This is a genomic window from Agromyces sp. C10 (assembly GCF_023217995.1).
GTDB lineage: Bacteria > Actinomycetota > Actinomycetes > Actinomycetales > Microbacteriaceae > Agromyces > Agromyces indicus.
The window spans coordinates 230583-242117 of record NZ_JALPSX010000001.1 but is presented as its reverse complement, the minus strand read 5'-3'; the positions used below and the strand labels follow the sequence as shown (position 1 = coordinate 242117).

Sequence of the window (11535 nt, the reverse complement as noted above, 5' to 3'; positions counted from 1 at the left end):
ATGCGGCCATGGTACGACAGAATTGGATCCAATCCAAGGGTCGAGGGCCGTTCGGTCTCGGAGAATCGCATCATCCGCGTTACGATTGCATCCAGTCACCGACGACGGGAGGATGCGACATGGCACTGCCGGGCCTCAGGGGAACCGAGCACATCGGCTTCACGGTGCCCGACCTCGACGAGGCGCACCGCTTCTTCGTCGACGTGATCGGGTGCGAGTACGTCTACACGCTCGGCCCGTTCCAGCGCGATGACGACTGGATGGCGGAGCACCTCAACGTGCACCCGCGATCCGTCATGCGCGAGCTGCGGTTCTTCCGCTGCAAGCACGGACCCAACTTCGAGATCTTCCAGTGGGAACCCGCCGACGGCCAGTCGGACCAGCCGCGCAACAGCGACCTCGGCGGCCACCACCTCGCGTTCTACGTCGACGACCTCGACGCCGCCGTCGCCTACCTGCACGAACAGGGTGTCCGCGTGCTCGGCGAGCCCACCGCGAGCCGCAACGCGAGCGAGGGACAGCGCTGGGTCTACTTCCTGACCCCATGGGGCATGCAGCTCGAACTCGTCAGCTTCCCGAACGGCAAGGCGTACGAAGCGGATGCCGCGGTGAAGCTGTGGGACCCGCGGGACCCCGCCGCATGAGCGCGACGGACGTGACGGCGCCGGTGGCCCGCGACGGCAACGCGAGCTCGAGGGTGGCTGCGGGAATCCGCGACGCGATCGCGCACGGCGAGTACCCGCCGGGCTCGCGCCTGCGCCAGGAGGAGATCGCCGAGCGGTTCGGAGCCAGCCGGGTGCCGGTGCGCGAGGCGCTGCGCGCCCTCGAAGCCGAGGGACTCGTCACCCTCGTCGCGAACGCGGGCGCGTGGGTGTCGCGACTCACGCTCGCGGAATGCGAGGAGGTCTACCAGACGCGCGAGCGACTGGAACCGCTGCTGCTCCGCCACTCGGCCCCGCACCTGCTGCCGGAGGATCTCGACCGGCTCGAGGCGCTCGCCACCGCGATGGCCGCGACCGACGACGTCGGCGAGTTCCTGCGCCTCGACCGCGAGTTCCACATGCTGAGCTATTCGCGCGCCGACACCCTCATGCTCGGCGACCTCGTCGAGCGCCTCTGGAACACCACCCAGCCGTACCGTCGCGCCTATACGATGCTCGCCGACGCCGACACCCGCCGCATCATGCACGACGAGCACCACCTCATGGTCGTCGCGCTCCGCGAGGGCGACGTCGAGGGCGCCGAGCGAACGATCGAGGGCCACATCAGGCGCACGCGGCGACTGCTGTCGCGGCATCCGGAGGTGTTCTCGGCGGAGTGAGCGCACCCCGGCCCGCCGCTACCGCGCGGGCTCAGACTCGGCGGCCTCCGGCCCCGACTGCGCGGTGCGCATGGACTTCATCGCGTGCAGGACGTCGACCGCCGACGCGATCGGCCGAGCCTCCGAGGGCTGCTCGTGGCCGAGGTCGGCGAGCGACTGGTACGACATGTCGCGTCGGCCGATCACGAACCAGATGCCGCGGGCCGGCTGGTCGGACTGGTTGACGTAGAGGTGTGGACGGCCGGAGTCGAAGCAGAAGGAATCCCCCGGCTCCAGGTCGTACGTGTCGAAGTCGATGCGGAGCGTGAGGCGCCCCTCGAGGAGCACCCCGTACTCCAAGCCGGCGTGGCGCATCATCTTGCCCTCCATGGAGCTGGAGGCGGATGGCTCGTACGTGACGATCAGCGGGTCGGCGACGGTGCTCTCGCCGACCGCCAGGCGCTCCCAGGTGACGCCGTTCTCCATCTCGATGACGGGGTTGTCCTCGCGACGCTGCACGACCCCGTCGCTGAGGCGCGACCCTGCGGGCCCCCCGTCCGAAGTCGCGTTGGCGGTCCCGAGGGGCGGCACGCCGGCCCGGCTCGTACCCATGAGCCCGTCGAGCGAGATGCCGAGGTAGTTCACGAGCGCGTACAGCGTGCTGACGGACGGCTGCGTCTTGCCCGTCTCGACCTGCGAGAGGAGGCTGGCCGACACCCCGACGGCCGACGCGACGTTGCGAAGGCTCAGCTTCCGCGATTCCCGCACGCGGCGGAGCTCCGAACCCACATCGAGCTGCATGCCGACCCTCCGCCTGTGAATCGCGGTGCTGCGTTTCAGCCCCGCTGAACATGTTCTGGTGGGCCCATGATAGCTGCACTTCGCACGAATCCGATGCGCGCAGGCGATTGCGTGTCCTTGTGTTCATCGTTACTGTACAGATGGGATGCGGCCGAGCATCCCGTGACGGGGAGGTCGCCATGGGTTCGGACGCAGGGTTCCTCGGCCTCGGGGCCATGGGGCGCGGGATGGTGGAGCGTCTCGCCGGTGAGGGCGTCGGCGTCATCGCGTGGAACCGGAGCCCGGGACCGGCGACCGAGCTGGCCGAGCGCCTCGGCACGACGGCGGCCGACTCGCCCGCCGCGGTCTTCGGCGCGGCATCCGTCGTGCACTCGATGCTCGCCGATGACGAGGCCGTGCTCACCGTCTTCGACGACGAGCTGCTCGCCACCGTGCCCCCCGGTCGTGTCCACGTGAATCACGCCACCATCAGCCCGTCCGCCGCGGCCGAGCTCGCCGAGCGGCATGCGCGGCACGGCGTCGGATACGTCCAGGCGCCCGTGCTCGGACGCTCGACGATCGCGTCGACCGGCGCGCTGCTCGTCGTCGTGTCGGGCGAGCCCTCGGCCGCCGAGGCAGCGATGCCGACGCTGGAGCGGCTCGGCCAGCGGGTCTGGAACCTCGGCGCCGACCCGCGCATGGCGAGCATCGTGAAGATCGCGGTGAACTACTCGATCGTGAACGCGCTCCAGTCCATCGCGGAGTCCGTGGTCCTCGTCGAGTCCGCGGGCATCGATGGCGAGCAGTTCACGGAGATCCTCACCCACACGGCGTTCAGCGGCTCCGTGCACCGCGGCTACGGCCCGCTCATCGCCGGCCGCCGCTACGAGCCGGTCGGCTTCTCGATGGCGCTCGGACTGAAGGACCTCTCGCTCGCCGAGGACGCGGCTGACGCGCTCGGCGCCGCGCTGCCGATCGCACCGGCGCTCAGGGAACTGTTCGAGGCGGCCCTCGCGGACCCCGAGCTGCGCGACCTGGACTGGTCGGCCGTCGCCGAGGTCACCCGTCGCCGCTCCGACCGCAGGGGGTCCGCATGATCCGCCACATCGTCCTGTTCAAGGTCGCCGACCGGTCGCCACGCGCCGCGGCGGAGCAGGTCGAGACGCTCCGCAGCGCGCTCGAGCCGCTCGCGGCATCCGTGCCGGGCGTGCTCGGGCTTCGCGTGTCGGCCGACACGACCTCGATCGCCACGCACTGGGACGCCGCGCTCGAGACCGAGCACGCGTCGTGGGAGGACCTCGCCGCCTACCAGGCCCACCCCGAGCACCGGCGCGCCGTCGAGGCGATCGATGCGGTCGTCGCCGAGCGGGCGGTCGTCGACTACGAGGTGACCTGAGCGGCGACGCCCGACTCGGACGACGCCGCCGCCTCGACGAGCCGTGCGGCGTTCTCGGGCGAGGGCGACAGCTCGCCGGCCTCCACCCGCTCGGCGAGCCGCAGGATCGCCTCGTTGACCGGCGCCCGACCGCCGATCTCGGCGCGCTTGGCGACGATGTAGCCGCTGAACGCGTCGAGTTCGGCCCGCCGCCCCTTGTCCCAGTCCTGCAGGACGGCGACGCGCGTGTCGGGCAGGGAGAAGCGCTCGAGGACGACATCGAGCAGGTCGAGCGCGTACCGGTCGGAATCCGGGATCTGCTCCGCCGTCTTGCCGAGCACGGGCAGCATGCTGATCCCGAGGTCACGGGCCAGGGCGTAGGCCTCGCGTGAGGCCGCATCCATCACCGGACGCACGCCCTCGAGCCCCACAGCGGTGAGCAGCGGGACGCCGAGGATGGCCGACGGCAGCATCTCCGGGATGTTGGCGATGAGCTTCATCCACTTCGACGCGCGGATGTCGTCGCTGACCTCGGTCACGCCGGCGTGGGCGAGGGCGGCGGCGACCTGCTCCAGCCGCTCGGTGCGGCGGCCGTCCATGGTGCCGACCGTGAACCACGTACCGGACGGCGGGACCTGCCGCACGACGACGCCCGGCTCGAACATGTTCGCCGCGATGCCGAGGACCGCGCCGATCGAGCGCTCCGCACCGAGGATCTCGGCGACGGCGTCGATCGTCATGCCGTTCTGCAGCCCGACCATGACCGAGTCGTCGCGCATCACGGGCTTCATCAGCTCGCACACCCAGCGCGTGTCGTACGTCTTCACCGACGTGAAGACGAGGTCGAAGGTCGTGCGCAGTTCGGCCACCTGGCAGAGGTGGTACGCCTCCACCGGGGTCACCTGGATCTCGTCGGGCAGGTGCACGGTCAGCCCATCGGCGCGCATCGCCTCGACGTGGGCCGGCCACTGCTCGATGAAGGTCACGTCCAGCCCGGCGCGGATCAGGTCGGCGCCGATCGACGCACCGTTCGCGCCGGTGCCGACGACGGCGATGCGGAGTCGGGTCAGGTCCATCGGGGTCCTCCTCGGTTGCATGGTTCGGGTCGTCGAGGCGACGCGATCAGGCGGATGCCACGGGTCGCCGCAGCTCGGCGATGCGAGCCTCGAGCACAGGCTGCAGGTGCGTTCCGGGCACGCGGCGCCCGGCCTCGATGTCCTGGGCGAGCTCGACCACCGCCCGGTTCACGGGGGCCGGCTCGCCGAAGCGGGCGAGCGCCTCGACGACCGCCCCGTTGATCTCGTGGACCTCCGCACGACGCCCCTTCGACCAGTCCTGCAGCACCGTCGAGCGGGAGTGCGGCAGGACGTAACCGGCCAGGAGCTCGTCGAGGACGGTCGCCACGAAGGTCTCCGGCGACGACGCCGCCTCGCCCGTCATGCCGAAGATCGGCCGGATCGTGAGGCCCATGAGCTGCGCGGCGCGGATCGCCTCGTCGCCGGCGTCGAGCATCACCTCGCGCATGCCCTCCCGGCGCGCGCAGTCGGCGATCGACAGGTCGAGGATGGCGGACGGCACGAGCTCCGCCGCGTTGAGGACGAGCTTCATCCACTTGGCGGAGGCGATGTCGTCGGTGACCTCGACGACGCCCGCGTGCCCGAGGATCGCGGCCACGGTCCCGAGGTGGTGGGCGCTCGCAGGGTCCGGCGCACCCACGGCGAACCACGAGCGGTCGTGCCCGGAGTGCCGCAGGACGATGCCCGGCTGCTCCATCGCGGCGGTGATCTCGATGACCGCGCCGACGGCGCGGTGCGGCCCCATGATGTCGACGATGTCGCCCGCGGTCATGCCGTTCTGCACGCCGACCACGACGCCGTCGTCGGCGACGTACGGCTTGATCAGCTCGCACGCCCAGCGCGTGTCGTACGCCTTGACGAGCAGCAGCACGACGTCGAAGCGGGCGCGCAACTCGGCGGCCTGGCACAGGTGCAGGACCGGGACCTCCGTGACCTCGACGTCCGTCGGCAGTTCGACGCGGACGCCCCGTTCGCGGATCGCCTCGACGTTCGTCGGCCACTGGTCGATGAAGGTCACGTCGAGACCGCCACGTGCGAGGTCGGCGCCGATGCCCGAGCCGTTGGCGCCGGTACCGAGCACCGCGATGCGCAGCCCGGCGAGGGGCGCGGCATCCGTCGCACCGCCGGTCATGCGACCACCGCCGACTCGAGCAGTTCGGCCAGGTTGTGCATCCCGGGGGTCCGGCGCCCGGCCTCGATGTCGCGGGCGAGGGCGACCACCCGGTCGTTGCACGGCGCGGCGACGCCGGTGCGCTCCGCCTCGCGGACCACGTGGCCGTTCAGCTCCTCGACCTCGGCGCGCCGGCCCTTGCGCCAGTCCTGCAGGACCGTCGTGAGCGTGCTCGGCAGCGTGTACACGTCGAGCACGATCTCGAGCAGCCGGTCGGCGTAGCCGTCCGGGCCCGCGAGGTCCGCGTCGGTCATGCCGAAGATCGGCATGAGGCGGCCCCCGGCGGCCAGCGACGTCCGCACCGCCTCCCGGCCGGTTCGAACCATGAAGTCCCGCATGCCCGGTACGCGCACCGCCTCGTCGAGCGGAAGGTCGAGGATCGCCGACGGCACGAGCTCGGCGGCGTTCACGACGAGCTTCATCCACTTCGACGAGCGGATGTCGGCCGACACCTCCGCCCGACCCGCTGCTCGCAGCACGGCGACGACTTCCTCCGCGCGAGCGTCGGCCCCCGGATGGATGCCGCCGACGGCGAACCAGGTCTCCTCGCGCGTGTTCTGCCGTTCGACCACGCCCGGCACGAACAGGTTCGCGGCGATCTCGATGACCGCACCCAGCGTCCGATGCGCGCCGACGATCTCGACGATGTCGTCGACCGTCATGCCGTTCTGCAGGCCGACCACCAGGCCGTCCTCGGTCAGCAGCGGCCGGATCAGCTCGCACGCCCACCGGGTGTCGTACGCCTTGACGACGAGGAACACCAGGTCGAACGGTTCCCGCAGCTCGGCGACCTCGCAGAGATGGTGCACCCGCACGGGCGTGAGCTCCACGCCATCCGGCATCTCGACACGGATGCCGCGTTCGCGCATCGCCGCGACGTGTGCGGGCCACTGCTCGATGAAGGTCACGTCGTGGCCGGCACGGACGAGGTCCGCTCCCACGCCGGCGCCGTTCGCCCCCGCGCCGAGCACGGCGATGCGCGGTGCGCCCGCCACCCGGTCAGACCTTCCGCGCGGCGCGCCGACGACGCTTCGACCGGGCGACCGCGTAGAGGATCGCGGCTGCGAGGATCAGGATCCCCTGCAGGATGTACTGCCACATCTGGTCGAGCCGCAGGAACACGGTCGCGTTGAGCACCTGGACGAGCAGCATCGCGCCGAACAGCGTGCCGACGAAGGTGCCTCGTCCGCCGAGGAGACTCGTACCGCCGAGCACCACCGCGGTGATGCTGGAGAGCGTGTACGCGACGCCCTGCGCCGGGTCGCCCACGCCGATCTGCGTCATGAGCATGATCGCGCCGAAGAAGGTGAGCACGGAGGTCGCGACGTAGGCGAGCACGACGGTGCGGTTGATCTCGACGCCGACGCGGCGCGCGGACTCCTCGTCCGACCCCGCCGCACGGAGCCGCCAGCCCCAGGGCGTTCGGCGAAGCGCGTACTCGAGCGCGACGACGACGAGGACCAGGACGATGAAGGCGACCGGGATCGGACCGATCTTCGTCGTGATCGCCCGCGAGATGTCGGCGTTGATGTAGCCGCCCGCGGTCGGGCGGAGGATGAAGCTCATGCCCTGGAGGGCGATGTAGACCGTCAGGGTCGCCGCGATCGCGGTGAACTTCACGTACCTGATCAGGGTGCCGTTCACGAGGCCGACCACGATCGAGGTTCCGAGCATGGCCGCGAAGCCGAGCAGGATCGAGGCGGTCGACGACTCGTTGAGGATGAAGAACGAGCCGATGACGACGAGGAACCCCACGAGTGGCCCGACCGACAGGTCGATGCCGCCGGTCAGCAGGGCGATGGTCTGGCCCATGGCGATGAACCCGAGCGCCGAGACGAGCAGGAGCATGGCGGAGATGTTGAACGCGCCGAGGTACCGGTCGTTCTGGGCGAAGATGAACGCCCCGAGCAGCACCATGACCGCGACGAGCAGCACCGCCGGGGCGTAGTCGCCCTGCACGAAGCGGCGGATCTTCGCCCGCCGGACGGCGGTCCGCTCGTCGACGTCCGCGTCCGTGATGTCCTCGACGCCCACGGTGGACGTGGTCGAGCTCACCGCGGCGTGGATCATCCGCTCCTCGGTGAGGTCGTCGCCGCGGAGCACGTCGACCACGTGGCCGCGCGACATCACGATCACGGTGTCGCACAGCCCCTCGAGTTCCTTGGCGTCCGAGGAGGCGACGATGACGGGGATGCCGGACGCGGACACCTCCCGGAGGATCTGGTAGATCTCGGCGCGGGCGCCGACGTCGACGCCCTGCGTCGGCTCGTCGGCGAGCACGAGCTCCGGCTCGGAGAGGAGCGCCCGCCCCACCATGACCTTCTGCTGGTTGCCACCCGAGAGCGACGAGACCGGGGCGTCGAGCGAGGCCGCCTTCACGGAGAGCGAGCCCAGGGTGTCGCCGACCATGCCGAGCTCGCGCTTGCGGTTGAGCAGCCGCCCGGTGCGGAACCGCTCGAGCGCGGAGATCGCCGCGTTCTCCCGGACGGTGAGCCGCATCATCAGGCCCTCGCTCAGGCGGTCGGCCGGCAGGTACGCGGCCTCGCCGAGGAGTCGCTTGGAGGTGACCTGCGTGCCGTTGATCGACACGGACCCCTCGAAGTGGGAGAGCCCGGCGAGGGCGCGGAGCAGGTCGCTCTGGCCGTTGCCGACGACGCCCGCGATCCCGATGATCTCGCCGCGGCGGGCCGTCAGCGAGACGTCCTTGAAGCCGGGACCCGTGAGCCCCTCGATGATGAAGTTGGGGGCCTCGTCGGGCCCGTCGTGCTTGGGCGGGAACGTGGAGTCGAGCTGGCGGCCCACGATGAGCGCCAGGAGCTCCCGGTCGCTGATCTCGTCGACGACCGCCGTCGCCCGAAGTCGACCGTCGCGCAGCACCGTGACGCGGTCGGCCAGCTCGCGGACCTCGGCCAGGCGGTGGGTGATGTACACGACCGAGGTGCCGCCCGCGACGAACTCGCGCACGAGACGGAACAGCATGCGCACGGCGTCCTCGCCGAGCGGCGCCGTCGGCTCGTCGAGCACGAGGAGCGCCGGCTTCACCGCGATCGCCTTGGCGATCTCGAGCAGGTGCTTCTGCGCGACCGAGAGGGTCTCGACGCGATCCGACAGGTGGGCGCGGAGGTTCACCCGCGCGAGGAGCGAGCGGGCGAACTCCTCGCGCGACGGCGCCTCGGCGAAGACCGCCGGCGGCAGGGCGACGAGCAGGTTCTCGTACACCGTCATGTCCGGCAGCACGGCGGGGTGCTGGTGGACGAAGGCGATGCCGAGGCGCGTCGCGTCGCGCGGGTCGATGCCGTCGATGGGCTCGCCCCGGAACACCATCGAGCCGGCGTCCGGACGGATGGTGCCCGTCGCGACGTTCATCAGCGTGGACTTGCCGGCGCCGTTCTCACCGAGCAGCGCGTGCACCTCTCCGGGGCGCACCTCGAGCGACACGTCGGTCAGCGCGGCGACGCCGCCGAAGCTCTTCGAGATGCCGGACATGACGAGGGTGGCGACGGTGGCGGGTGCTTCGGCGGCTTGGATGTTCACGTGAGGATCCTCACTCCGGGCTCGGGGGTCTGGTCGGTGGTTCGGGGGTCTCCCGGTCCGCTGCGGGCGCGCGGACCGGGAGACCGTGGGGCGGGCTGCACTACTCGAGCAGCGCGGCCTGCTCGTCGGCGTCCATCTCGGCCGACAGGTAGATGTCGCCCGGGAGGTCGTCACGGCACTGGACCTCGCTGGGATCGCCGTCGACCGAGTCCTCGAACTGCGGTGCCTCGAAGAGCGTGTCCTCGGGGATCTCGCCGCCCGTGGCCCGGGCCACGGCGTGCTGCACGGCGAGCCGCACGTTGTCGTTGCCGGTCGCGACCGTGGTGAGCTTGAAGTCGGGGTTGTCCGGCGACTTCTCCTGCCAGAAGCAGGCGAGCACGTTGCCGTCCGACGTGGCGAGCGCCGGGATCGACCGGCCGCTCTTCTCGAACTCGGGCAGTGCGCCGACCAGCGACGGACCGAAGTCGGAGACGATCACGTCGATCTGGTCGTACTTCGCGATCGCCGCGGTGAGGACCTGCTGCGTGAGCGCCGGGTCCCAGTTCGTGACCTCGTACGGCTGCTCGCCGATGAACTCGTACTTCGGGTCCGTGAGCACCGACTCGAAGCCCTCGCGCTCGTCGAGGCCCTGGCTGTTGCCGGCCGGACCGCTCAGGAACAGGATCTTCGCCCCGTCGGGGAAGTTCTCCTGGATCCACTCGCCCCACGCGACGCCGTCGGCGACGAAGTCCGCACCGACCCAGACGTCGTAGTCCACGCCGGCCTCGCCGCCCGGGTCGACCCGGTACGGCACGGTGACCACGCCGGCCTCGTACGCGCTCCGAAGCGCGGGCAGCATCGCCTCGCCGGCATCCGGGAAGACCACGATGGCGTCGGCGCCCGACGCGACCATGCCCTGGATGTCGGAGATCGCCTTCTGCGTGTCGCCCTGACCGTCGGCGTACAGGTACTCGACGACGCTCGGGCACTTCTCGACCTCGTCCTGGCCGGCCGCGGTCGTGACCAGGCGCCAGCTGTTCCCGCCGAAGCCGTCGAGCAGGCCGACCACGGCCTCCTCGGGGCCGCACCAGGCCGGTGCGCCCTCGACCGAGCCGCCGTCGCCGCCGCCGCCGCCCTCGCCGCCGCCGCCGTCGCCCGAGGAACAGCCCACGAGGGCCAGTGCCGAGACGCCAGCGACGGCGATCGCCGTGGTGATTCTGCGACGAATCATCTTGTCCTCCATCTCCGCGCGACCGCTATGTCGCACGTCTCTCTTGGTGCACCTCGCTCCGAAGGAGCGGGGGTCTCATGGTGTGGCTGTCGCGGCATCCGATCTCGCGACGAGCCGGCGGCGCAGTGCCGCCCAGTCGACGGTGTAGATGGCCACGCCGATGGCCAGGGCCGCGGCCTGGACCAGAGTGCGCACGGCGAAGGGCACGCCGAGGGCGAGCACGAACTGGTCGAGCTGGCTGAGGAACAGGGCCGCGACGACGGTCGCGACCGGGTAGCCGCGACCGCCCAGCAGGGACGTGCCGCCGAGGACCACGACCGCGACCGACGTCAGCAGGTAGGTGTTGCCCTGGAAGGCGGTCGGCTGGTTGGTGATTCCGGCGAGCATGATGCCCGCGGTCGCGAAGAGCAGCTGCGCCCACACGTAGGCCGCGCCTCGGTGCGTCCGGTACCGCAGTCCGGTCGCCCTCGCCGCCGCCGGGCTCGCGCCGACGGCCTCGAACCGGCGTCCCGCCACCGTCCGCTTCACGAGGATCGTGACCAGCAGGAGCACGACGAGCGCGATGAGCAGCGCGTTCGGGATGCCCATCGTCCTGCCGCCCGCGATCGAGCTGAGCAGACGGGTCGTGGTGCGCGGGATGCCGCCCGAGATGCCGAGCACCGCACCGAACAGGAGCGCGTTCGTGCCGAGCGTGGCGATGATGGGGTTGAGTCCGAGCCGGCCGACCATGAAGCCGTTCAGGGCGCCGGCGCCGATCGCCCAGGCGTACACGGCGAGGATCGCGGGAACGAGCATGGCGTCGTTCTGGTTCGGGATGTGGGTCGAGAGCACGACGGCGAGGGACACGGCGCCCGGCACCGAGAGGTCGATCCCGCCCTGCTGGACGACGAGCATCTGTCCCAGGCCGACGATGGCGAGCACGGAGGCGAACGGCAGCATCCCGAGCACGGCCCCTTGCGACACGCTGCTCGGCGCGATCGCGAAGCCGAGGATCACCAGAACGACGGTGGAGACCGCCATCGTCACGAGGCCCTTGGAGACACTGAACCGGGCGCTCGTGAGACGTCGTGATGTCGAGTCGTCGGTCAT

The 11535-nt window shown here is 70.9% G+C and carries 11 protein-coding genes; 4 read left to right on the top strand and 7 right to left on the bottom strand.

What is annotated here, in order from left to right:
• The first annotated feature begins 119 nt into the window (after positions 1 to 119).
• Together M1L56_RS01240 and M1L56_RS01235 are read left to right on the top strand one after the other, a co-directional pair.
• A complete protein-coding gene (locus M1L56_RS01240) occupies positions 120 to 644 on the top strand; it encodes a VOC family protein (protein WP_248597826.1) in 525 nt (174 codons plus the stop codon).
• Positions 641 to 1321 (top strand): GntR family transcriptional regulator, encoded by a 681-nt coding sequence (locus tag M1L56_RS01235; RefSeq protein WP_067948984.1) that lies wholly within the window; start codon positions 641 to 643, stop codon positions 1319 to 1321. Before M1L56_RS01240 ends, M1L56_RS01235 begins: the two co-directional genes overlap by 4 nt.
• An 18-nt stretch (positions 1322 to 1339) precedes the next feature.
• On the opposite strand, the gene M1L56_RS01230 is transcribed toward M1L56_RS01235, so the two are convergent.
• Positions 1340 to 2101 (bottom strand): cupin domain-containing protein, encoded by a 762-nt coding sequence (locus M1L56_RS01230; RefSeq protein WP_248597825.1) that lies wholly within the window; start codon positions 2099 to 2101, stop codon positions 1340 to 1342.
• Between the two features lie 50 nt (positions 2102 to 2151).
• On the opposite strand from M1L56_RS01230, the gene M1L56_RS01225 reads away from it, so the two are divergent.
• Entirely contained in the window at positions 2152 to 3177 is a 1026-nt protein-coding gene (locus tag M1L56_RS01225; RefSeq protein WP_308198797.1) for an NAD(P)-dependent oxidoreductase, read from the top strand.
• A complete protein-coding gene (locus M1L56_RS01220) occupies positions 3174 to 3476 on the top strand; it encodes a Dabb family protein (RefSeq protein WP_248597823.1) in 303 nt (100 codons plus the stop codon). The genes M1L56_RS01225 and M1L56_RS01220 overlap by 4 nt, the downstream gene beginning before the upstream one ends.
• On the opposite strand, the gene M1L56_RS01215 is transcribed toward M1L56_RS01220, so the two are convergent.
• The 6 genes from M1L56_RS01215 to M1L56_RS01190 form a co-directional block, all read right to left on the bottom strand.
• On the bottom strand, positions 3461 to 4531 hold the full coding sequence (locus tag M1L56_RS01215; protein ID WP_248597822.1) for a ketopantoate reductase family protein: 1071 nt from the start codon (positions 4529 to 4531) through the stop codon (positions 3461 to 3463). The two genes, M1L56_RS01220 and M1L56_RS01215, sit on opposite strands and share 16 nt — an antisense overlap.
• 46 nt (positions 4532 to 4577) lie before the next feature.
• Positions 4578 to 5663, bottom strand: coding sequence for a ketopantoate reductase family protein (locus tag M1L56_RS01210; protein ID WP_248597821.1), 1086 nt, complete (start codon positions 5661 to 5663; stop codon positions 4578 to 4580).
• Positions 5660 to 6697, bottom strand: coding sequence for a 2-dehydropantoate 2-reductase (locus M1L56_RS01205; RefSeq protein WP_248597820.1), 1038 nt, complete (start codon positions 6695 to 6697; stop codon positions 5660 to 5662). The genes M1L56_RS01210 and M1L56_RS01205 overlap by 4 nt, the downstream gene beginning before the upstream one ends.
• A gap of 4 nt (positions 6698 to 6701) precedes the next feature.
• Positions 6702 to 9236 (bottom strand): ATP-binding cassette domain-containing protein, encoded by a 2535-nt coding sequence (locus tag M1L56_RS01200; RefSeq protein ID WP_231878608.1) that lies wholly within the window; start codon positions 9234 to 9236, stop codon positions 6702 to 6704.
• Positions 9237 to 9336: 100 nt separating this feature from the next.
• Positions 9337 to 10446: a substrate-binding domain-containing protein gene (locus tag M1L56_RS01195; protein WP_067948988.1), complete on the bottom strand. Its 1110-nt coding sequence runs from the start codon at positions 10444 to 10446 to the stop codon at positions 9337 to 9339.
• Positions 10447 to 10521: 75 nt separating this feature from the next.
• On the bottom strand, positions 10522 to 11535 hold the full coding sequence (locus tag M1L56_RS01190) for an ABC transporter permease (RefSeq protein WP_248597819.1): 1014 nt from the start codon (positions 11533 to 11535) through the stop codon (positions 10522 to 10524).